The sequence below is a fragment of the Gammaproteobacteria bacterium genome (genome assembly GCA_037388465.1).
Classification (GTDB): Bacteria; Pseudomonadota; Gammaproteobacteria; order SpSt-1174; family SpSt-1174; genus JARRKE01.
The window spans coordinates 1-22534 of record JARRKE010000015.1; the positions used below are offsets into that span (position 1 = coordinate 1).

20 protein-coding genes are annotated in these 22534 nt (G+C 63.7%); 10 read left to right on the forward strand and 10 right to left on the reverse strand.

Features of this window, described 5'->3' with window-relative positions; translation table 11 throughout:
- The first annotated feature begins 15 nt into the window (after positions 1 to 15).
- The gene (locus P8Y64_04985) at positions 16 to 690 is read left to right on the forward strand and encodes an ABC transporter ATP-binding protein (protein MEJ2059824.1); all 675 of its coding nucleotides are present in this window, start codon (positions 16 to 18) and stop codon (positions 688 to 690) included.
- A 19-nt stretch (positions 691 to 709) separates the two neighbouring features.
- Here P8Y64_04985 and ntrC read toward each other — a convergent pair whose 3' ends face one another.
- The 9 genes from ntrC to P8Y64_05030 all read right to left on the reverse strand — a co-directional run bounded on the left by ntrC (position 710) and on the right by P8Y64_05030 (position 9197).
- Entirely contained in the window at positions 710 to 2140 is a 1431-nt protein-coding gene (ntrC, locus tag P8Y64_04990) for a nitrogen regulation protein NR(I) (protein MEJ2059825.1), read from the reverse strand.
- The gene (gene glnL / locus P8Y64_04995; protein MEJ2059826.1) at positions 2133 to 3197 is read right to left on the reverse strand and encodes a nitrogen regulation protein NR(II); all 1065 of its coding nucleotides are present in this window, start codon (positions 3195 to 3197) and stop codon (positions 2133 to 2135) included. Before glnL ends, ntrC begins: the two co-directional genes overlap by 8 nt.
- Before the next feature lie 179 nt (positions 3198 to 3376).
- The gene (locus P8Y64_05000; GenBank protein MEJ2059827.1) at positions 3377 to 3934 is read right to left on the reverse strand and encodes a DUF4124 domain-containing protein; all 558 of its coding nucleotides are present in this window, start codon (positions 3932 to 3934) and stop codon (positions 3377 to 3379) included.
- A 103-nt stretch (positions 3935 to 4037) separates the two neighbouring features.
- Positions 4038 to 5447, reverse strand: coding sequence for a glutamate--ammonia ligase (glnA, locus tag P8Y64_05005; protein ID MEJ2059828.1), 1410 nt, complete (start codon positions 5445 to 5447; stop codon positions 4038 to 4040).
- Positions 5448 to 5655: 208 nt separating this feature from the next.
- On the reverse strand, positions 5656 to 6807 hold the full coding sequence (locus P8Y64_05010) for a cation diffusion facilitator family transporter (GenBank protein ID MEJ2059829.1): 1152 nt from the start codon (positions 6805 to 6807) through the stop codon (positions 5656 to 5658).
- An 18-nt stretch (positions 6808 to 6825) separates the two neighbouring features.
- Entirely contained in the window at positions 6826 to 7050 is a 225-nt protein-coding gene (locus P8Y64_05015) for a sulfurtransferase TusA family protein (protein ID MEJ2059830.1), read from the reverse strand.
- Positions 7051 to 7153: 103 nt separating this feature from the next.
- Positions 7154 to 8107, reverse strand: a complete 954-nt coding sequence (locus tag P8Y64_05020; GenBank protein MEJ2059831.1) for a homoserine kinase — start codon at positions 8105 to 8107, stop codon at positions 7154 to 7156.
- 26 nt (positions 8108 to 8133) lie between these two features.
- Positions 8134 to 8469: a DUF2782 domain-containing protein gene (locus tag P8Y64_05025; protein MEJ2059832.1), complete on the reverse strand. Its 336-nt coding sequence runs from the start codon at positions 8467 to 8469 to the stop codon at positions 8134 to 8136.
- 2 nt (positions 8470 to 8471) lie between these two features.
- Positions 8472 to 9197, reverse strand: a complete 726-nt coding sequence (locus P8Y64_05030; protein MEJ2059833.1) for a TIGR00730 family Rossman fold protein — start codon at positions 9195 to 9197, stop codon at positions 8472 to 8474.
- Positions 9198 to 9420: 223 nt separating this feature from the next.
- Here P8Y64_05030 and polA point away from each other — a divergent pair, with 223 nt between their 5' ends.
- Positions 9421 to 12132, forward strand: coding sequence for a DNA polymerase I (gene polA, locus P8Y64_05035; GenBank protein MEJ2059834.1), 2712 nt, complete (start codon positions 9421 to 9423; stop codon positions 12130 to 12132).
- Between the two features lie 537 nt (positions 12133 to 12669).
- On the opposite strand, the gene yihA is transcribed toward polA, so the two are convergent.
- On the reverse strand, positions 12670 to 13293 hold the full coding sequence (yihA, locus tag P8Y64_05040; GenBank protein ID MEJ2059835.1) for a ribosome biogenesis GTP-binding protein YihA/YsxC: 624 nt from the start codon (positions 13291 to 13293) through the stop codon (positions 12670 to 12672).
- A gap of 167 nt (positions 13294 to 13460) precedes the next feature.
- On the opposite strand from yihA, the gene P8Y64_05045 reads away from it, so the two are divergent.
- From P8Y64_05045 to P8Y64_05080, 8 genes are all read left to right on the forward strand, one after another.
- Positions 13461 to 14102, forward strand: a complete 642-nt coding sequence (locus tag P8Y64_05045) for a c-type cytochrome (protein ID MEJ2059836.1) — start codon at positions 13461 to 13463, stop codon at positions 14100 to 14102.
- Between the two features lie 147 nt (positions 14103 to 14249).
- Complete coding sequence (locus P8Y64_05050; protein ID MEJ2059837.1) at positions 14250 to 16259, forward strand: cytochrome c biogenesis protein ResB; 2010 nt, start codon at positions 14250 to 14252, stop codon at positions 16257 to 16259.
- A 38-nt stretch (positions 16260 to 16297) separates the two neighbouring features.
- On the forward strand, positions 16298 to 17476 hold the full coding sequence (ccsB, locus tag P8Y64_05055) for a c-type cytochrome biogenesis protein CcsB (GenBank protein ID MEJ2059838.1): 1179 nt from the start codon (positions 16298 to 16300) through the stop codon (positions 17474 to 17476).
- 84 nt (positions 17477 to 17560) lie between these two features.
- Entirely contained in the window at positions 17561 to 18214 is a 654-nt protein-coding gene (locus P8Y64_05060; GenBank protein ID MEJ2059839.1) for a thiol:disulfide interchange protein DsbA/DsbL, read from the forward strand.
- 422 nt (positions 18215 to 18636) lie between these two features.
- The gene (locus P8Y64_05065; GenBank protein ID MEJ2059840.1) at positions 18637 to 19968 is read left to right on the forward strand and encodes an ammonium transporter; all 1332 of its coding nucleotides are present in this window, start codon (positions 18637 to 18639) and stop codon (positions 19966 to 19968) included.
- Positions 19969 to 20009: 41 nt separating this feature from the next.
- Positions 20010 to 20186, forward strand: coding sequence for a hypothetical protein (locus P8Y64_05070; GenBank protein MEJ2059841.1), 177 nt, complete (start codon positions 20010 to 20012; stop codon positions 20184 to 20186).
- Between the two features lie 255 nt (positions 20187 to 20441).
- Positions 20442 to 21296 carry a formyltetrahydrofolate deformylase gene (gene purU, locus P8Y64_05075; GenBank protein MEJ2059842.1) on the forward strand — a complete coding sequence of 285 codons (855 nt, stop codon included), beginning with the start codon at positions 20442 to 20444 and terminating at the stop codon, positions 21294 to 21296.
- A complete protein-coding gene (locus P8Y64_05080) occupies positions 21296 to 22534 on the forward strand; it encodes an FAD-dependent oxidoreductase (protein ID MEJ2059843.1) in 1239 nt (412 codons plus the stop codon). Before purU ends, P8Y64_05080 begins: the two co-directional genes overlap by 1 nt.

The window sequence follows — 22534 nt, forward strand, 5'->3', positions numbered from 1 at the left end:
GGCGAACAAACCGCATTGCGCGGCGTCGATCTCGAACTGCCCATGGGCCAGAGTCTGGCGCTGGTGGGCGCCAACGGGGCCGGCAAGAGTACCCTGATCCGCAGTCTCCTCGATCTGACCCGCCTGGATGCGGGCAGCATCACCCTGTTCGGGCAGTCCTCCGAACGGCCTTCGGCCCGTCAGCAAATCGCCTACCTGCCCGAACGCTTCCTGCCGCCGAGCTATCTGCTGGGCTGGGAATACCTGAATACGCTGGCGGCGATGTATACCCGCCCCGCGTCCGAGCAGGAGGTGCTCGATCTGTGCGGGCGGCTGGACCTGGACCCCGAGGTGCTGGGGCGGCCGGTGAGGAAATATTCCAAGGGTATGGCCCAGAAGCTCGGGTTATTGGGGTGCTTTCTGAGCGGCAAGCAGCTGCTGGTCCTGGACGAACCCATGAGCGGCCTCGACCCCCATGCGCGCGTCCGGGTGCTGGAATTACTGCAGGCCCACCGGGCACAGGGCGGGATGCTGCTGATGAGCACCCATCAGCTCGAGGACGTGGAGCAGCTTTGCGAGCAGCTGGCGATTCTTCACGAGGGCCGGCTGGTTTTCGACGGCACGCCGCAGGGATGCCGGGAACGATTCGAGGCCGAGACGTTGGAGACGGCCTACCTGCGGGCCATAGAACCTGACGGCCAGGCGGCCTGATCGGTCCGTCTCCGTCCTACTAGTCCTCGTCCTCTCCACCCTCGAGTTTCAGATCCAGCTCCTTGATGCGCCGGGTCAGCGTGTTGCGCCCCCATCCGAGCAGGCGTGCCGCCTCCTGGCGGCGTCCCCCCGTTTTGCGCAGCGCGGCCTGAATCAGGATCGTCTCGAACGCCGGCTGGGCCGTGTCCAGCAGCTGGCTCGCCCCGGCCGCGAACTGCTGGTCGGCCCAGACCGCCAGGGTGGATTGCCAGTCGGTCTGCGGGGTGTCGACCGGCCGCGACTCGCGCAGCTCGGGCGGCAGGTCCTCCATGTGGATCTCCCGGCCCGAGCCCATCACCGTCAGCCAGCGGCAGGTATTTTCCAGCTGGCGCACGTTGCCGGGCCAGTCCAGGGAGGTCAGGTATTTGAGCACGTCGGGACGCAGCTGCTTGACCTCCATGTTCAGCTCCTGCGCGGCGTGGGTCATGAAGTGGCGCAGCAGCAGCGGGATGTCCTCGCGGCGGTCGCGCAGCGAGGGCAGGTGAATGCGGATGACGTTCAGGCGATGGAACAAATCCTCGCGAAACTGCCCTTCGCGTACCCGCGTCTCCAGGTCCTGATGGGTCGCGGCGATAATGCGTACGTCGACCTTGATCGGGGTATGTCCGCCCACGCGATAAAACTCTCCGTCCGCCAGCACGCGCAGCAGGCGGGTCTGCAGCTCGGCCGGCATGTCGCCGATTTCGTCCAGGAACAGCGTCCCGCTGTCGGCCTGCTCGAAGCGGCCCCGGCGCTGGGATTGGGCGCCGGTAAAGGCGCCTTTTTCATGGCCGAACAGCTCGCTTTCCAGCAGATCCTTGGGGATGGCGGCCGTGTTCAGGGCGATGAAGGGTTGTTCGGCGCGCGGGCTGTGCCGATGCAGGGCGCGGGCCACCAGTTCCTTGCCGGTTCCCGACTCGCCGTTGATCAGCACGGTGATGCTCGACCGCGTGAGGCGGCCAATGGCGCGAAACACCTCCTGCATGGCAGGTGCCTCGCCGATGATTTCGGTATCTTCCTCTTCTTCGATGGCGGGTGCTGCTGCGCCCGGCTTGCCTTCTTCGCGCAGGGCGCAGGCGCGCCGCGCGAGCTCCACCGCCTCGTCCACGTCGAAGGGCTTGGGCAGGTATTCGAAGGCGCCGCCCTGGTAGGCGGAAACCGCGCTGTCCAGGTCGGAGTGGGCGGTCATGATGATGACAGGCAATTCCGGATGGTTGCTGTGGATACGGTCCAGCAGTTCCAGACCGTCGATCCCCGGCATGCGGATGTCGGTCATGATGACGTCGGGTTCACCACGCTCGAGCGCGCGCAACGCCCCCTGGCCATCGGGGAAGGCGGTGACATCGAGGTCGGCTTTCTGTAAGGCGCGTTCCAGCACCCAGCGGATGGAGCGGTCGTCGTCGATGATCCAGACGCGGTACGGATTAGCCATCCGAGTGGTCCTCCAGGGGAAGCAATATCGTGAAAACGGTCTCGCCGGGGCGCGAGCGGCATTCGATCAGGCCGCTGTGCTGGTTGACGAGGGATTGGGCGATCGACAGGCCGAGGCCGGTGCCGCCGTGGCGCCCGAAGACCATGGGCACGAACAGGCGGTCCTGGATTTCTTCGGGAATACCCGGGCCGTTGTCGATGATTTCGATGCTCGCCACCAGCCGGTGCCGGGTGGTGCCGATGGTGTACTGGCGCAGCACGCGGGTGCGCAGGATGATCTCGCCGTGGTCGACCAGCGCGTGCTGGGCGTTGCGTACGATGTTGAGGATCACCTGCACCAGCTGGTCGCGGTCGGCAAACAGGTCCGGGATGCTGGGGTCGTAGTCGTCGCGCAGGTCGATCGCCGGCGGCAGGTCCGTGCTTACCAGGGCGCGGACATGCTCGAGGACCTCGTGGATGTTGAGGTGCCGCTTCTGGGGCAGGGTATTGGGCCCGAGCAGGCGGTCCACCAGCTTCTGAAGCCGGTCGGCCTCGCCGATGATGATGTGGGTGTATTCCTTGAGATAAGGATTGTCGAGTTCCGCATCCAGCAGCTGCGCGGCGCCGCGCAGACCGCCGAGCGGGTTCTTGATTTCATGCGCCATGCCGCGCACCAGGGCACGGGTCGCCGCCTGCTGGGCGATGATCTGCTCCTCGCGGGAAATGCGCAGATGCCGGTCCTGCTGAATGAATTCCAGCAACAGGCAGGCCTCGCCTTCGGGCGGGGTCACCGGCGCCACTGAAAAATCCACGATATGTTCCTGCAGGTTGGCCAACACCATCAGTTTTTCCTTCACCGTGCGCGGATTCAGCTCCTGCCGCGCGGCTTCCAGCTCGTCAAACCACTCCGGACGGGTGCTGAACACCGCGTCGAAGGGCATGCCCTGCATACGCTGATTGCTGCACTGCAGCAGCATCTCCGCGGCAGGATTGAGGTAGCGCACGTTGATTTCGGTATCCAGAACAACGACGGCCGTAGACAGATTTTCGAGTAGCGTCATCGCGGTCTGGGGCGTCATGGCAAACTTTTATGCAAGATGTGGTCCAACCTGGTGCGAGGTTCGCAAGCGGAAGAACGGTGGGGCGGATATCCGTGCAGATTGCACCGATAGAGGACATCTCTATCGATGACGGATTAAGCTGCGAAGATTAATCTGGGGCAAGCGGCCCCTGTCGGCGCACCATTATAGTGCAAAAATTACATCGGTCCGGTTTTGGGCTTGGGATGCAGGATGGAGTGGCGGTGCAGGGTGAAGGTGACGGTAGAGGATTTGAGTAGCGAATCGCCCTTGGCGTCGACCACCTCGGCGTGCACCGTATGGGTGCCGCGGTCGACGTTGGTGACGGTGTAGGTGGTATTGGAGCCCTTGTTAACCAGTTTGCCGTCCAGATAAAGCTCGATCTGGTCGCCAACGCGAATGTTCAGGGCGGGTTCGAGCGTCACGTTGATCTCGACGTTGCCGGCGCCGTCCCAGAAGGCGGAGTCGTTCTTGGGGTGGGTCACCTCGAGAGACTTGTAGGTGGTCGCCTCCGTCTTGGAGGTGGGCGAGGCCGGCGGCGCCGAACCCTGCGATCCCTGCTCCGAGGCGGGGAGTGCCGGCACCGTGGTGATGGGCGGCAGGTCCACCGGTGTGGCCTTGGATTTGTCGGGCGGATTGTCGCCGAACACGGTATTGCCGTACTGGTCGGTCCACTTGTAGATGGTGGCCAGTGCGGGCTGGGCGACGAGCAGCAGGGCGATCAGCAGGTAACGCATGGGATGCAAGATACTCTTGCCCCGAAATCCAGACAAGAATGCCGGGCAAAAAAACGCCCCCGGCAAGCGGGGGCGTTATATGGACTACTGTGCCTGATTGCGATCAGAGGCTGTAGTACATGTCGAACTCGATGGGATGCGTGGTCATGCGCAGGCGCGTGACTTCTTCCATCTTGAGGTCGATGTAGCCATCGATGGCATCGTCCGTGAACACCCCGCCGGCCGTCAGGAAGCCGCGGTCGGCGTCCAGCGCGGCCAGGGCCTGATCCAGCGCGTGGCAGACCTGCGGGATCTGCTTTTCCTCTTCGGGCGGCAGGTCGTACAGGTTCTTGTCCATGGCGTCGCCGGGGTGGATCTTGTTCTGGATACCGTCCAGGCCGGCCATCAGCATGGCCGTGAAGGCGAAGTACGGGTTGCCGGAGGAATCCGGGAAGCGGACCTCGATACGACGGGCCTTGGGGCTGGAAACGTACGGGATACGGATCGAGGCGGAGCGGTTGCGGGCCGAGTAGGCCAGCATGACCGGGGCTTCGAAGCCGGGCACCAGACGCTTGTAGCTGTTGGTGGACGCGTTCGTGAAGGCGTTCAGGGCACGGGCGTGCTTGATGATGCCGCCGATGTAGAACAGCGCGGTCTCGGACAGGCCGCCATACAGGTCGCCGGCGAACAGGTTTTCGCCGCCCTTGGCCAGCGACTGGTGGACGTGCATGCCGTTGCCGTTGTCACCGACCAGAGGCTTGGGCATGAAGGTCGCGGTCTTGCCGTAGTTGTGGGCCACGTTCTGCACCACGTACTTCAGGATCTGGTTCCAGTCGGCGCGCTCCACCAGGGTGGAGAACATGGTGCCGATCTCGCACTGGCCGGCGGTGGCCACCTCGTGGTGGTGCACCTCGGTTTCGACGCCCATCTGCTCCAGCACCTGGCACATGGCCGAGCGCAGGTCCTGCAGGGAGTCGACCGGCGGGACGGGGAAGTAGCCGCCCTTCACGCCCGGACGGTGACCGACGTTGCCGCCCTCGAAGACCTTCTCGGAGTTCCAGCCGGCCTCGTCGGAATCGATTTCGTAGAAGGTGCCCTGCATGTCGGCGGCCCAGCGTACATCGTCGAAGACGAAGAATTCGGGCTCGGGACCGAAGAAGGCGGTGTCGGCGATACCGGTGGACTTCATGTATTCCTCGGCGCGCTTGGCGATGGAGCGGGGATCGCGCTCGTAGCCCTGCATGGTGGCCGGCTCAATGATGTCGCAACGGACGATCAGGGTCGGATCGCTGAAGAAGGGATCCATGACCGCGGTGCCGGTGTCGGGCATCAGGATCATGTCGGACTCGTTGATGCCCTTCCAGCCTTCGATGGAGGAGCCATCGAACATCTTGCCGTCTTCGAAGAAACCGTCGTCGATGGTGTGGGCGGGCACCGTTACGTGCTGTTCTTTGCCCTTGGTGTCGGTAAAACGCAGGTCGACGTACTGGACGTCGTTGTCCTTCATCATGTTCATGACATCATTGGCTGACATTTGAGATCTCCTCCGGTTATGCCAGGTGAATCAATTGTGTTTTGGCCCGCGGGGCCGGGGTAAAACGTCGTGCCCTCCAAAGAAGCACGAAACATGCCACACGCCGTCAGCTGCTAAGTGCCCGTTCGGCAAGGTGTAATGAATCAGGGCGTTTCAGCGCATGCCCTGATCTGGCGCGCCCGAAAATCATGCGCACCAGTCTAGTGCATTAACGATACAGAATCTTTACCGAGCCCACTTCGGGCAGTTGTTTGGCGGCCGCCCGCAATGTCTCGCCGGTTTGTTCGGCCTCATCGATGCCCGTTTGGCTCGTCAGCGGCAGGCAGATATCCAGGTGGATGCGCCCGTCATGGTAATGCAGGGTGAGGTCTTCGATATATTTCGCCGCCTCGATCGAGGCCCACTGCTCGCGCAGATGCTTCACGAAGGCGGCGCGGGTCGGCAGGTCGCGGCTCGGCTTGGCGGTTTCGTCGTCCTCCGGATCGACGTGCACCGTCACGTCGGTCACCTCGTCGAAACGGGTGACCAGCGCCTTCTCCACCTGCTCGCCGATGTGATGCCCTTCCGACACGCTGATGCGCGGATTGACCAGCACGTGCACGTCCACCAGCGCCTGCCCGCCGCTGCGGCGGGTGCGCAGCAGGTGCAGGCCGGCCACACCCTCGATGGCCATGATCTCCTCGCGGATCGAGGCCACCATCTCGTCGTCCAGGGCGGTGTCGATCAGTTCCTCCACGCTTTGCCAGATCAGCTGCCCGCCCATGCGTGCGATGAACAGGGCCACGACCAGGGCGGCCACGGCGTCCAGCGACTGAATGCCGAGCAGGGTGCCGCCGATGCCGAGGATGACGATCAGGGACGAGATGGCGTCCGAGCGGTGGTGCCAGGCGTTGGCGCGCAGCATGCGCGAGTTCACCCGCCGGGCGACGTGAATCGTGTAGCGGTACAGCCCTTCCTTGGACACGATGGCCAGGGCGGCGAAGAACAGGGCCAGCGGGGTCGGGCTGAGCAGGCGGTGGGGCTGGAGCAGGCGCTCGCCGGCACTGTAGCCGATGCCGATGGCAACCAGCACCAGAATGCTGCCCAGAACCACCGTGCCCAGGGTCTCGATGCGTCCGTGGCCGTAGGGGTGCTGTTCGTCGGCGGCGACGCTGGCCTGGCGCGAGGCATACAGCACCACGGCGTCGGAAACGAGATCCGACAGGGTGTGCAGGCCGTCGGCGATCAGGCCCTGGGAATGGGTGAACAGGCCGCCGGCGATCTGCGCCAGCGACAGGCCGAAATTGGTCGCCGCACCGACCAGTGTGACCTTGCGGGTCGCTGCGTGGCGAAAATCCAGATGTGAAACGTCGACGGACATGGGAAAAAGATCGCGTGCTCAGCCACCCACTTCGATAACCAGCAGGATATCCCCATCCTGCTCGCGTGTCTCGACCACCCGGTGGCCGTTGATGCGGCACCAGGCCGGAATGTCGTTCAGCGCCCCGGGATCGGTGCAGGCCACCTCCAGCACCTCGCCCGGTTCCAGTCCGGCGATCGCATCCTGGGTGCGGATCACGGGCAAAGGGCAGAGCAGGCGGCGTGCGTCGAGCTGATGGCGCATGGTGTGGTGAGGGGTGAGGCGAGAGGTGTCAGGGGTAGTGTACTTCAGTCGCGGGGCCCCGGCAGGCCGCTCTCTCGCCTCACCCCTCCACTCCTCACTGTTGTCAGGCCACCCAGGCGCGTTGCAGCCAGGCCTCATTGCGGATGCGGTCAAGCAGGATCTGCTTGAACACCTCCGGGTCCTTGGTATGGGTGATCTCGCCGGGGCGCGGAAAATGCAGGTCCATCAGCCGCGACAGCCAGAAGCGCAGCGCGGCGGCGCGCAGCATCACCGGCCACGCCCCGCGCTCGATGGGGGACAGCCGGCGTTCGGCGTGATAGGCGTTCATCAGGGCCTGCAGACGCTCCGGGTCGAGCGAGCCGTCCGCGTTGGAGCACCAGTCGTTGGCGGTCACGGCCAGGTCGTAGAGCAGCGCGTCGTTGCAGGCGTAATAGAAATCGATCACCCCGCTCAGCTCCCCGTCCAGGAACATCACGTTGTCGCGGAACAGGTCGGCGTGGATGACGCCGCGCGGCAGATCGGTGAAGCGGTACAGGCCCTGGAAGCGCAGTTCGTCGTCGAGGATGCGGGCATCCTCGGGCGACAGCCGGGGCAGTACCTGCTCGCTGGCCGTGCGCCACCAGCGCGGGCCGCGATCGTTTTCGCGTTGATACGGGTAGTCGCCTGCCGCCAGGTGCATGCGCGCCAGGACCGAGCCCACGGCGGCGCAATGCACCGGCGCGGGCGCCAGCTCGCTGGCGCCCTCCAGACGCTGCACCAGCGCCGCGGGCTTGCCGTTCAGGGTCTTGAGGTAATGCCCCTCCAGATCCGCGAGCGGATGCGGCGAAGGAATGCCGCGTTCGGCCAGATGCGCCATGAGATTGAGGAAGAAATCCATCTCGTCGGCGGTGTGCTTTTCGAACAGAGTCAGCACATAACGGCCGTGTTCGGTGGTCACGAAAAAGTTCGTGTTCTCGATGCCGGCGCTGATGCCCTCGTAGGACACGAGGCGGCCGAGATTGTAGGCCGAGAGAAAGGTTTCCAGTTCGGACTGGCTGACGGGCGTGAATACGGACATGGTGGCGCTATCTTGAAGGAGGTTGGCTACCAGCGAAACAGGACCCACGAAGGAATCATGAGGCGGGGACTGAGCTCGGTGGAGCGTTGGTCGAGTGAGCCGTTGCCGTCGCTGTCGACCAGATAATACGGCTTACCGTGTTTGGGAATCACGCGCACCATGTAGACCTGTCCGTGCAGGCTGTATTGCTCGATGGTCTGATCCTTGTCATGAATGATCTTGACCTTGGGTTCGTACAGCTCGCGCTCCTCCGGGCTGGAAGGTTCCAGCGTGGGCGGGGGCGGCAGGGCCTTCTGGGCCTCGGTTTCGGCGAAGGCCGCAAGCGGCAGCAGCAACAGCAGGACGGAAAGTATGCGGCGCATGGTCAGAGCTCCATGAGTTTTTCCTGCTCTTCCGCCGAAGGCTCGAAACCGATGCCTTCGTAATGGTGGAAGATCGCGTCGACCACGGTCTGGCAGTCGTCGGCGAGGGTGATGAGGTCAAGATCGGATTCGCTGATCGTACCCCAGTCCACCAGGTCCTTGCGGAACCATTCGAGCAGTCCCTGCCAGAAAGGGCTGTGGACCAGGATGATGGGAATGCGCCGGGTCTTGCGGGTCTGGACCAGGGTGAGGATCTCGGCCAGCTCGTCCAGGGTGCCGAAGCCGCCGGGCAGGACCACGTACGCCGAGGCGTACTTCACGAACATCACCTTGCGCGAGAAGAAGTGCCGGAAACCCAGCGACATATCCTGAAAGTCGTTGGCCTCCTGTTCGTGCGGCAGCTGGATGTTCAGGCCGATGCTGGGCGACTTGCCGGCGAACGCCCCCTTGTTGGCCGCCTCCATGATGCCCGGGCCGCCGCCGCTGACCACGGCGAAGCCGGAGTCGGACAACTCGCGCGAGATCTCCTCCGCGAGCTGGTACATGGGCTGGTCGGGGCCGATGCGCGCCGAACCGAAGATGCTGACCGAAGGCTTGATGCGCGCCAGCCGCTCGAAACCGTCCACGAACTCGCCCATGATCTGAAAGATCTTCCAGCTCTCCCGGGTGAGCAACGAATCGTCCGTGGGGAGCATCACGGGATGGTGGCTGCGGAGTTTCTGGTTCATTTATAAAAATATAGAACAGGGGCCAGGATCGCGGCGGGTGCGTGTTTTACCACACCCATGGTCAGAATATTAAGCAAAACCGCCTTATGCGCCTTTTTATCGGCCATTATCCGGCAACCGGGCGCGTAAGTGTTTGATCGGGATCAGCTCCATTCCGGTGCCGGGCAATCTCTGTTTTAATCGGGTCCCTCAGACCGCCATTCATCCAAGGTCCCACGCCACAATGCCCGACAAACCCGCCAAGCCGCTCGTCCTGGTCGACGGTTCCTCCTATCTCTACCGCGCCTTCCACGCCCTGCCCCCGCTGACCACCCGCGAAGGCCAGCCCACCAACGCCGTGCTCGGGGTGGCCAACATGCTGCGCCGGCTGCTCAAGGACTACGATCCCGAGCAGATGGCGGTGGTGTTCGACGCCAAGGGCAAGACCTTCCGCGACGAGCTCTACAGCGAGTACAAGGCCAACCGGCCGCCCATGCCCGACGAGCTCAAGCAGCAGATCGAGCCCCTGCACGAGGTGGTCGAGGCCCTGGGCCTGCCCATGCTCATCGTCGAGGGCGTGGAGGCGGACGACGTGATCGGCACCCTGGCCACGGCGGCGGCGCAGGCCGGGCGCGAGGTGGTGATCTCCTCGGGCGACAAGGACCTGGCCCAGCTGGTCACCGAGCACGTCACCCTGGTCAATACCATGAACGACACCACCATGGACGCCGACGGGGTGCTGGACAAGTTCAAGGTGCCGCCCGAGCGCATCATCGATTACCTCGCCCTGGTCGGCGACAGCTCGGACAACATCCCCGGCGTGCCCAAGGTCGGCCCCAAGACCGCCGCCAAGTGGCTGCAGGAATACGGGTCGCTGGACGAGGTGGTCGCCCACGCCGACGAGATCAAGGGCAAGGTGGGCGAGTATCTGCGCGAGTCGCTCGACCAGCTGGCGCTGTCGCGCAAGCTGGCCACCATCCACTGCAACGTGGACCTGGACGTCGGCATCGATGACCTGCATCTGCGCGAACCGGACCGCGCCTGGCTGCATGAACTGTTTACCCGCCTGGAGTTCAAGTCCTGGCTGGCGGAGCTGGAGGCAGGCGGGGATGCGACGGAAGCGGGACCCGACGCTGCGGAAAAACCGGCGGCGGACTATCGCGCCGTGCTGACCCAGGCCGATTTCGACGCCTGGCTGAAGCGCCTGGAAAAGGCCGGGCTGTTCGCCTTCGACACCGAGACCACCAGCCTGGACTACTCGCAGGCCGAGGTGGTCGGCGTCTCGTTCGCCGTCGATCCCGGCGAGGCCGTCTACGTGCCGCTGGCCCACGATTACCCCGGTGCGCCCGCCCAGCTCGACCGGGATGCGACCCTGGCCCAGCTCAAGCCGCTGCTGGAAGATCCCGGCAAGGCCAAGCTCGGCCATCACCTCAAGTACGACCGCAACGTACTCAACAACCACGGCATCGAGCTTCGCGGCATCCGCCACGACAGCATGCTCGAGTCCTACGTGCTCAATGCCTCGGCCAACCGGCACGACCTCGACACGCTGTGCGAGAAGTACCTGCAGCACCAGAACATCCATTACGAGGACGTGGCGGGCAAGGGCGCCAAGCAGATTACCTTCAATCAGGTCGCGGTGGACGATGCCACCCCCTACGCGGCGGAAGACGCCGACATGACCCTGCAGCTGCACCGCCTGTTCTGGCCGCAGCTCGAGGCCGAACCGGGGCAGCGCCGGGTGTACGAGGAAATCGAGATTCCGCTCATCGAGGTGCTGTCGCGCATGGAATGCCGCGGGGTGCTGGTCGACACCGACAGCCTGTTCCGCCAGAGCCACGAGCTCGCCGAGCGTATGGCCGAGCTGGAACAGCAGGCGCACGAGGCCGCCGGCGAGGCCTTCAATCTGGGTTCGCCCAAGCAGCTGCAGGCCATCCTGTTCGACAAGCTCGGCATCACGCCGCTGCGCAAGACCCCCAAGGGGCAGCCCTCCACTGCCGAGGACGTACTTCAGGAACTCGCCCTCACCCACGACCTGCCGCGCCTGATCCTGGACTACCGGGCCATGACCAAGCTCAAGTCCACCTACACGGACCGCCTGCCCGAACAGGTCAATCCGCGTACTGGGCGGGTGCACACCTCCTATCATCAGGCGGTAGCCTCCACCGGCCGGCTGTCCTCGTCCGACCCGAACCTGCAGAACATCCCCGTGCGCACCGAGGAGGGCCGGCGCATCCGCCAGGCCTTCGTCGCGCCGAAGGGGCACAAGGTGCTGGCGGCGGACTATTCCCAGATCGAGCTGCGCATCATGGCCCACCTGTCGGCCGACCCGGGACTGCTGCGCGCCTTCGCCGAAGGGCAGGACATCCACCGGGCCACCGCGGCCGAGGTGTTCGGCGCGGCGCCGGACGAGGTCAGCGGCGAACAGCGCCGGGCGGCCAAGGCCATCAACTTCGGCCTGATCTACGGCATGTCCGCCTTCGGCCTGGCGCGCCAGCTCGGCATCGGGCGCAACGAGGCGCAGGAATACGTGGACCGCTACTTCGCGCGCTATCCCGGGGTGAAGGCCTACATGGACCAGACCCGCGAACGGGCGCGCGAGCAGGGTTACGTCGAGACGGTGTTCGGTCGCCGCCTTTACCTGCCCGACATCCGCGCGCGCAACCAGCAGGTGCGGGCCCAGGCCGAGCGGGTGGCCATCAATGCCCCCATGCAGGGGACGGCGGCGGACATCATCAAGCGGGCCATGCTGCGCGTGGACGGTTGGATTCAGGGCGAGCAGCCTCCGGTAGCGATGACCATGCAGGTACACGACGAACTGGTGTTCGAGGTGCGCGAGGACGCGATCGACATGGCGCGCGGGCGCATCAGCGACCTCATGTCGGGCGCCGCCGATCTGGACGTTCAGCTGGTGGTGGACGTGGGGGTGGGGGACAACTGGGACGAGGCCCATTAAAAAGAAGCCGGCCCGCTGGGGCCGGCAACAACGCAGGGATAACTCTGACCAACCCACACCGTTCTCGTGCCGGTAATACGGCCGGAGCAATCACGTAATTAGTGTACGGGAGGGGTGCCGAAGTTCCGCTGGATTCCCGGGTAACCCATGGGACAAAAAAATTGCCCCGGCCATGGGGGGTGGCCGGGGCGGGGCTTTGGGCTCGAGCAGGGGGGGATTCGAGCCCGTCACGTTCAGGGAGGTAAACGTGACAGTGCCGGGCTACAGCACTTGAACGATCAGACCGGGGGGTGCAACGAAAGTTCCTGCGGCCTTCGGGAATTAGATAAAAAAGTGCCCCAGCCTTGGGGGAGGCCGGGGCCAACAAGTTAGGCTCGGTTCAGGGGGAGGGAGGGATCCGAGCCCGTCACGCTCAGGGAGGGGAACGTGACAGTGCCGGGCTACAGCACTTGTCGGGTGTGACCGACCCCCCTGGGGAAAGTTCCGGGAGGACGAAGATGATTTTCAGCGACTGCCGGTGGCCCCGCCAGCGGGGTGTCAGTTCGAGGCGGCCGCCTCTTCCACGTCGTAGCCCAGCCAGCCGTCCAGGCGCGCATGCGCCTGATCGATGCCCTCGCGCTTGTGAGCGGAAAAGGTCTGTGCGGTGGCCGGCCAGCCGGCCTCCTTGATGGCCCTGCGCACGGCGAGCAGGGTATTGCTCTGCGCGCCGCGCTTGAGCTTGTCCGCCTTGTTGAGCAGGATGTGCGCGTCCAGGCCGCGCGCCTGGCACCAGTCGAGCATCTGGCAGTCGTGGTCCCTCAGGGGATGGCGGATATCCATCACGATCACCAGGCCCTGCAGGGACCGCCGGGTGGTGAGGTAGGCCTCGATGAAGCGTCCCCAGCGCCGGCGTTCGGCTTCGGGGGCCTTGGCGTAGCCGTAGCCGGGCAGATCCACCAGGTGGCGCCCTTCGCCGAGTTCGAACACGTTGATCTGCTGGGTGCGCCCCGGCGTCTTGCTGGTACGCGCCAGGTTCTTCTGGCTGCACAAGGCGTTGATGGTGCTCGATTTGCCGGCGTTGGAGCGTCCGACAAAGGCCACCTCACGGCCGGTGTCCGTAGGCAGCAGAGCGGGATCGGGCACGCTGGTGATAAAGCGCGCCTTGGCGTAGACGGGATTCATGGCTGGTCGGGGGTCTGAGCGGGCTAAAGGAAAAAGCCTAATTTTTGCGGCCCTAAACCAAATATGATATACAATGCCGCCATTTTTTGCCGCCCCGCGCATTACTGGGCACGTATAAAAAGGCCGCCTGGCCGCATGATTTACATATCTGAGGAGCGACCTACACAATGAAAAAGCTGTTGCTGATTTCTTTGACCAGCCTGAGTCTCGGTCTCGCGGCCCCGGTCTTCGCGCAAAGCGCATCGCAGGGTACCGTGATCAAGGGCGACGCTGCGGCCGGTAAGGCCAAGTCCACCACCTGTGCTGCCTGTCACGGCGCCGATGGAAACAGCGTGAGCGCCCAGTTCCCGCGTCTGGCCGGCCAGAACTACGACTACCTGGTCAAGCAGCTGCATGACTTCAAGTCCGGCAAACGCAAGAACGCCACCATGTCCGCCATGGCCGCTCCGCTGTCCAACACCGACATCGACGATCTCGCCGCCTACTTCTCCAGCCAGAAGGTCAACGGCCTGAAGCCCGGCGACAAGACCAAGGTCGCCGCCGGCGAAGCCATTTACCGCGGTGGCGATGCCGCCAGCGGCGTGCCCGCCTGCATGGCCTGCCACGGTCCCGACGGCATGGGCAACCCGGCTGCGCACTTCCCGCGTCTGGCCGGTCAGCATGCCGAGTACATCGTGACTCAGCTGAAGGCCTTCCACGACGGCAGCCGCGCCAACGATGCCGGTCAGATGATGCGCAATATTGCCGTCAAGATGACCGACAAGCAGATGGACGATGTCGCCCAGTACATCCAGGGTCTGCGTCCCTGATCGAGTCGCGGCGACTCATAAAAAGGGTGGCTTCGGCCACCCTTTTTTATTTCCGCGTTCCGGGACGGGTCATCCGAGTACGGAACTCAAGTATGATTAGCCGCTCTTATTGCAAGTCGTTGAATCGAGTCAGCAGACCAAATCCTGATGAGTAGCGAAACCTTAGGCCGAGTCGGCAAACCCCGCACCACGCTGTCCATCCTGCTGGAATTCCTGGGTTCCATGAACCTGGCGATCACCCTGCTGGGGGCGGTGGGCATCGCATCGGTCGTCGGCACCGTGCTCAAGCAGGACCAGCCCTACAGCGACTACCTGCTGAAATTCGGTCCCTTCTGGCACGAGGTGTTCAAGAACCTCGGCCTGTACGACGTCTACTCCTCCGGCTGGTTCCTGTTCATTCTCGGTTTCCTGCTGGTCTCCACCAGCGTCTGCATACTGCGCAACGGCCCCACCATGCTGCGCGAGATGCGCCAGTACCGGCTCAACGTACAGGAGAAATCCCTGCGTGCGATGGGCAACACGCGCACGGAGCGACTGCAGGACAGCGCCGACGACGTGGCGCAGCGCACCGCCAAGCTGCTGCAGAACTACGGCTACTCGGTGCGCACCAAGGACCACGGCGACCACCGTGTGCTGGCCGCCATGAAGGGGCGCTTCAACCGCCTCGGTTACATCTTCGCGCATCTCGCCATCGTGGTGATCTGCATCGGCGGCCTGATGGACAGCAAGATGTTCCTCAAGATGGCCATCATGGACGGCAGCCTCAAGGTGGAGACCCAGGACCTGCCCGTGTCCAAGGTTCCCAAGAGCAGCATCATCGGCACCGGCAACTTCTCCTTCCGCGGCGAGGTGAACGTCCCGGAGGGTTCGGATGCCAATGTGATCTTCCTCAACGTCAAAGACGGCTACGTGGTGCAGCGTCTGCCGTTCGACATCTACCTGAAGAAGTTCCGCATCGAGCATTACATGACCGGTCAGCCCAAGTCCTTCGAGAGCGACATCATCATTCGCGATCCGAAGCACCTGAAGGAGCCGCTGGCCACCACCATCAAGGTCAACCACCCCCTGATCTACCGCGGCTACGCCATCTACCAGTCCAGCTTCGGCGACGGCGGTTCCTTCCTGGACATGAAGCTGTGGCCGCTGGATACCCATGACGCCAAGCCGGAAATCCTGAAAGGCAACGTGTTCGGCAAGTATCCGCTCAAGACCAGCGCCGGCCCGCTGAACCTGGAGCTGACCAACTTCCGGCTCTACAACATCGAGCCCGCCCCGGACAGTACGCCCAAGCATCACAAGTTCCACAATCTGGGGCCGAGCTTCACCTTCAAGCTACGCCGTCCCGACGGTCAGGCCCGTGAATACAAGAACTACATGGTGCCGGTGACCGAGAACGGTCATCCGTACTTCCTGAGCGGCATGCGCGCCACGCCGGCCGAACCGTTCCGCTACCTGCACATCCCCGCCGACCCGAACGGCACGCCCAAGCGCTTCATGACCTTCCTCTCCTATTTGCAGAATCCCGCCGAGGTGAAGAAGGTCGTCGAGAAGACCACCGCCGAGGCCATGACGGGGGCCAAGATCAACAACCGGCAGCTTTCCGGACAGGTGGCCAAGTCCATGGAGCACCTGGTCGCCCTGTTCACCAGCGGCGGCTACGAGGCCGTCGCCAACGAGGTGGACGCCAAGGTGCCCGAGGCGCGCAAGCAGGAGGCGCTGGACGCCTTCCTCAAGGTGCTGAGCGCGGCGCTGGAGGCGGTGTACACCCAGATGATGCACGACCAGGGTGTGAAGCAACTCACCCAGGACGACTGGCGCTTCTATAACGACGCCGTCACCGCGATAAACCTACTGCCGTACTATGGAACCCCGGTCTACATTCAGTTGACTAACTTCAAGCAAGTGCAGGCCTCCGGGCTTCAGGTCACCAAGGCACCGGGCAAGGACGTGGTTTATTTCGGCAGTGTCCTGCTGGTGATGGGCGTGTTCCTGTTGTTCTTCATGCCGCACCGTCGTATCTGGCTCTGGCTGCGTCCCGAGGAGGATGGTGGCAGCGAGGCCACTCTGGCTGGCACATCCAACAAGAATGTGCTGGAATTCAAAAACCAGTTTGCCGCCCTGGCCGAGAAGCTGTTTTCCGGGCTGCGCAGGCGGTAATAGCAGGCGCAAAGACGCCGCACAGGAGGATTTGATTCATGTCCGTACCTCACGATCTGCTCCATGAGGGGCTGGAACGGCCCAGTTGGGTCAAGTCCCTGAAGCCTTTCGACTGGATCTGGGCCGCCATCGTCGTGGCCGGCGCCGTATTCGGTTATTTCCATTACCAGGAAGACCTCAACCAGATCCAGACCGGCATCCTGATCGGCGTCACCGTCGGCGTGATTGGCCTCGGCCTGAACTGGAAGGCGGTGCAGCCCTACACCCTGGTGGTGGCCGCGCTCAGCGTGTTCGCCGTGTGGTTGTACGGCGACAGCCTGCAGGCCGCCGAGCACAACTTCTTCCTCAAGTATATGCTGGCCAGCCAGTCCGCCATCTCCTGGATGAGCGCGCTGTTCGTGATGGCCATGGTCAGCTACTTCATCGGCCTGTTCGCCAACTCGTCCTTCGCCGCCAAGACCGGCAGTGCGCTGACCTGGTCCGCCCTGGTCATGGGCATGACCGGCATGATGGTGCGCTGGCGCGAGTCCTACCTGATCTCGCCCGACTTCGGGCACATCCCGGTGAGCAACCTCTATGAGGTGTTCATCCTGTTCTGCATCGTCACCGGCCTGCTGTACATGTTCTACGAGGGTCGCTACAAGAACCGCTCGCTGGGCGGTTTCGTGCTGCTGATCATCAGTGCGGCGGTGGGCTTCCTGCTCTGGTACAGCTTCGACCGCGGCGCCAACCAGATCCAGCCGCTGGTGCCTGCGCTGAAGAGCTACTGGATGAAGATCCACGTGCCCGCCAACTTCATCGGCTACGGTTCCTTCGCGCTGTCCGCCATGGTCGGTATCGCCTACCTGCTGCGCACCCGCGCCGAACGCGTGAAGCCGAACGGCATCCTGGCCACGCGCCTGCCCACGCTCGAGATCCTGGACGACGTCATGTACAAGTCCATCGCGCTGGGCTTCGCCTTCTTCACCATCGCCACCATCCTGGGCGCCATGTGGGCGGCTGAGGCCTGGGGCGGCTACTGGTCCTGGGATCCGAAAGAGACCTGGGCCCTGATCGTGTGGCTGAACTACGCGGCCTGGCTGCACATGCGCTTCAGCAAGGGCTGGCACGGCAGCCCGATGGCCTGGTGGGCCATCGTGGGCCTGGGTGTCACCACCTTCGCCTTCCTGGGCGTGAACATGTTCCTGTCCGGTCTGCACTCCTACGGGGGCCTGTAAGCCAGGCAAGCTGCAACCACCGTCGCCGGGCGTAAAAGCGCCCGGCGATTTTTGTTGGGGATTTTGTCAAAGGACGATAATCAGATGACCAAGCAACTCCTCCGCCTGTGCCTGATCGGCCTGATGCTCCTGTCCGGCGTCGCCGCCGCGTCGCCCAGTTACGACGAAGGCATCGACTATCTGCGCATTGAGCCGCCCATTCCCACCTTCCAGTCCAAAGGCAAGGTCCAGGTGGTGGAGTTCTTCTGGTACGGCTGCCCGCACTGCTTTCATTTCGAGCCGTATCTTGAAAACTGGCTCAAGAGCAAACCCAAGAACGTCGAGTTCGTGCGCGTGCCGGCGGTGCTCAACCCCAACTGGGAGATCCTCGGGCGCGCCTATTACGCCTCCAAGCTGCTGGGCGTGGAAAAGCAGAGCCACGAGGCGCTGTTCAACGCCATTCACGTGCAGGGGCGCAACCTCAACAGCGAGCCCGCACTGGCGCGCTTCTTTACCCAGTTCGGCGTGAGCGAGAAAAAATTCCGCGAGGCCTACACCTCCATGTGGGTCGACACCCGCATCCGCCAGGCCCGTACGCTGGGCAAAGAGGCCAACGTGCGCGGCGTGCCGAGCGTGATGGTGGACGGCAAGTTCCTGTTGAACGGCGAGCTCGCCGGCGGCAACGAGAACATGCTCAAGATCGTCGATTACCTGATCAAGAAAGAATCCACCGCTGCTCACGCCACCGCCGGAAAATAACCCCGGCATCCCGCCGCGCCCGCCCGGGCGCGGCATGATTCAACCGGCCTGATTCCCCCCTTCTGTCGCGCCGTGCATTCCCGCCGGTGCGGTGCTCCGTTCGCCGGTGGCGGCTCCCCGGCCGCATGCCCTCGTTTCGTCCCCTTCCCGCGCACCATTTGGTGTCATCGCGGCGATTTTGCATTGCGCCGGTGCGTCTCAAATTCCGTCAGGTCGAGTTTGTTTAGGAAAAACAGCGGCTTAAAAAGTTGGTGCAGTTATTGCAGGAAACATTGTTGCATTGTAGGCAACTTGTACAGATGGCCCTAACTGGGGGCACGGCCAAGGGGAAGCGGTCGAGGATTGCGGCGAGGGACGCCACACGCTGCGGGCGAAAAACCAATCAGCCCAGGTTCAATAACGCACTGAGTAGGGGGCTCATTATGAGCACAGACGAACTTCAAAAAGTGGTAGAGATGGCTGGCACCGTCAATGCCGAAATCTTTTATTGGTGGTGTACGGCAATCATGGTCCTTATCCACGCAGGCTTCCTGGCCTACGAGATGGGGGCTTCACGTCTTAAGAACACGCTGGCCTCGGGTGTGAAGAACATCCTGGCTTTCGCGTTTCTGGTGCCAACCTTCTTTTTCTTCGGTTGGTTCATTTACCTGGCGTTCCCGGGTGGCTTGATTCCCGACATGAGCGCCGGTGCGGCCGGACTGCCCTGGGATGCGGCAATGGGGCCGAACCTGAGCGACAACGCCTCGGGTGTTTTCTGGGCGGCGTTCACGCTGTTCTCCGCGACCACGGCCTCCATCATGTCGGGTGCCGTGATCGAGCGCATCCGCATGTCGGCCTTCCTGATCCTCGCCATCCTGCTGGGTGCGGTGGTCTGGATTCTGGGTGCGGCCTGGGGTTGGCATCCGGACGGCTGGATGGTCACCAAGCTGGGCTTCCACGACACGGCCGCGGCCGGTGTGGTGCATCTGATCGCCGGCTTCTTCACCCTGGGCGTGCTGCTCAACCTGGGTCCGCGCATCGGTCGTTTCTCGCCTGACGGCAAGACCCTGGCCATCGCCGGCCACAGCGTGCCGATGTCGTTGATCGGCCTGATGATGATCATCGTCGGATTCTTCGGTTTCCTCGGCGGCTGCATCATCTACCAGACCGGCGACCAGTGGGTGACGATCTACAACACCCCGGCGACCCTGTCCTCCTTCGCCTTCAACACTCTGATGGGCATGGCGGGCGGCATCATCGGCGCCTACTTCATCACCCGTGATCCGTTCTGGATGATGTCGGGCGCCCTGGTGGGCATCATCTCCGCCGCTTCCGGCCTGGAGCTGTACTATCCGCCGCTGGCCTTCCTGCTGGGCTTCGTCGGTGGCTGCACCATCGCCTACGCGGATCGTCTGCTGCAGAAGTTCGGTATCGACGATGCGGTCGGCGCCTTCGGTGTGCACGGTGTCGGCGGTGTGATCGGCGTGCTCGGTTGCGGCCTGTTCGCCTCCGGCTACCCGAACATCCACGGTCCCGCCATCAGCTTCGGCGGTCAGCTCGTGGGTGCCGGCATCCTGGCCCTGCTCGGTTTCCTCCCCGGCTACGGCGTGTCCTATCTCCTCAAGGTGATGGGTCTGCTGCGCGTGCCGCCGGAGGCCGAAGAAGCCGGTCTGGATCTGACCGAGATCCCCTCCAAGGCCTATCCGGAATCCGAGGGTCATCCCTCCGCCCCGGTGATGCCCAACGGTGCCGCTGTGCCGCCTATCCAGGCCTGACGGACGACACATCCACGTAACCGAAACATAGGAGAAAGATCATGGATTCAAGTCCTATCACGAGCTGGGCGGGCGCAACGGTGTACTACACCTTCGCCCACAACCCCTGGGTCATCGGCCTGATCCTCACGCTGTCGGTGATCGTCACCTTCGGTGTGGTGGCTTCGATGCTGGTCCATGAGAAGCACAGCTTCCATCGGATCAAGAACGGCGGCTAAGGAGTGTCGCGTTCGCAAGATACCGGGCGGCGGTTGCCGTCGCCCGGTTTCCAGGGAGGGTAGTCCAAAGGCATTGCCTCCCGGTCTGAGCGTATCAGTCCGACATCAACGGCGGCCTCTGGCCGCCGTTGTTTTCTGGGGAGGACCCGTGCCGAAACGGGTACCGAAAAAATTTCGCTGGCTGCCTGAAAACCGCTTGACAGACAGTAAACAATGATTCTTAATAGGAAACATTGTTGATTTAAAGGAAACACCATGTCACGTACGTATCGCCTCATCGTCTCCTGCCCCGACCGCGTCGGTATCGTGGCCGCCGTCTCGGGTTTCCTGGCGGAACACGGCGGCTGGATCGTCGAGGCCAGCCAGCATGCGGACGCGGTGAACGACTGGTTTTTCATGCGCTACGAGATTCGGGCGGACTCGCTGCCCTTCGATATCGCGACGTTCCGCCAGGCCTTCGCGGCCATCGCCGAGCGTTTCGACATGGAGTGGCAGATCACCGATACCGGCGTGCCCAAACGGGTGGTGCTGATGGCGAGCCGGCTGGACCACTGCCTGTCGGACCTGCTGCACCGCTGGCGCAGCCGGGAAATGGAGTTCGATATTCCCTGCGTGATTTCCAACCACGAAGACCTGCGCGACTTCGTGGAATGGCACGGCATTCCCTATCACCACGTCCCCGTGCCCAAGGACGACAAGCAGCCCGCCTTCAACGAGGTGAGCCGCCTGGTGGACGAGTACCAGGCCGACGCCGTGGTGCTCGCCCGCTATATGCAGATCCTGCCGCCCGACCTGTGCGTCAAGTACGCGGGTCAGGTGATCAACATTCATCACAGCTTCCTGCCCTCGTTCGTCGGCGCCAAGCCGTACCACAAGGCCTTCGAGCGCGGCGTGAAGCTGGTGGGCGCGACCTGCCATTACGTCACCGAAGAGCTGGACGCCGGCCCGATCATCGAGCAGGACGTCGTGCGCGTCAGCCACGACGACACAGCCGAGGACCTGATCCGGCTCGGGCGCGACGTGGAGAAATCCGTGCTGGCCCGCGGCCTGCGTTACCACCTGGAGGACCGGGTGCTGGTGCGCGGCAACAAGACGGTGGTGTTCAACTGATGCCGCTGCGCCTGGTCAAGAACGCCTTCGATTCGCGTCCGGGGCCGCGCTTTTTCACGCAGCCCGAGCGGCTCAAGGACAGCTACGACGTCGTCATCATCGGCGGCGGCGGGCACGGCCTGGCCTGCGCCTACTACCTGGCGAAGGAACACGGCATCACCAATGTCGCCGTGCTGGAGCAGGGCTACATCGGCGGCGGCAACACCGGCCGCAACACCACCATTGTGCGCTCCAACTACCTCACGCCCGAGGGCGTGAAGTTCTACGACAAGAGCGTGCAGCTGTTCCAGGACCTGGCCAACGATTTCGACCTGAACATTTTCTATTCCCAGCGCGGGCACTTCACCCTGGCGCACACCGACTCGGCGCTGCGCACCATGCGCTGGCGCGCCGAGGTCAACAAGCACTACGGCATCGAGTCCGAGGTGGTGGACCGCGAGGACATCGCGGGCGCCTGCCCGGAGCTCGACCTCGACTGCGGCGGGCACCTGCCCGTACTGGGCGCGCTGTACCACGCGCCCGGCGCCGTGGTGCGCCACGACGCGGTGGCCTGGGGATACGGGCGCGGGGCCGACCAGCGCGGGGTGGAGATTCATCAAAAGACGCGGGTCACGGGCATCAACGTCAGCGGCGGCCGCGTCACAGGCGTGGAGACAGACCGCGGCAGCATCAAGACCGGCACCGTGATCTCCATGGTGGCCGGCTCCACGCCGCGCGTCACCAACATGGTGGGGCTGACCACGCCCATCGTGATCCACCCGCTGCAGGCCTGCGTCACCGAGCCTATGAAGCCCTGGCTGGACACCATCATCGTCTCCGCCAGCCTGCACGTGTACGTGTCGCAGTCCTCGCGCGGCGAACTGGTCATGGGCGCCTCGCTGGACCCGGCCGAGCTGCATTCCACCCGCTCGACCCTGGATTTCACCGAAGGCCTGATGGATTACCTGCTGGACCTGTTCCCCTTCCTGGGTCAGGCGCGGGTCATGCGCCAGTGGGCCGGCATGGCGGACATGACCCCGGACTTCGCGCCCATCATGGGCACCACGCCCATCGAGGGTTTCTACCTGGATGCCGGCTGGGGGACCTGGGGCTTCAAGGCCACGCCGGTCTCCGGCATGACCATGGCATCGACCGTGGCGAATGGTCGCAACCACGACCTCATCGAACCCTTCAACCTGTCACGCTTCGAGCGCTTCGCCCTGGTGGGCGAGCGCGGCGCGGCGTCCGTGGGGCATTGA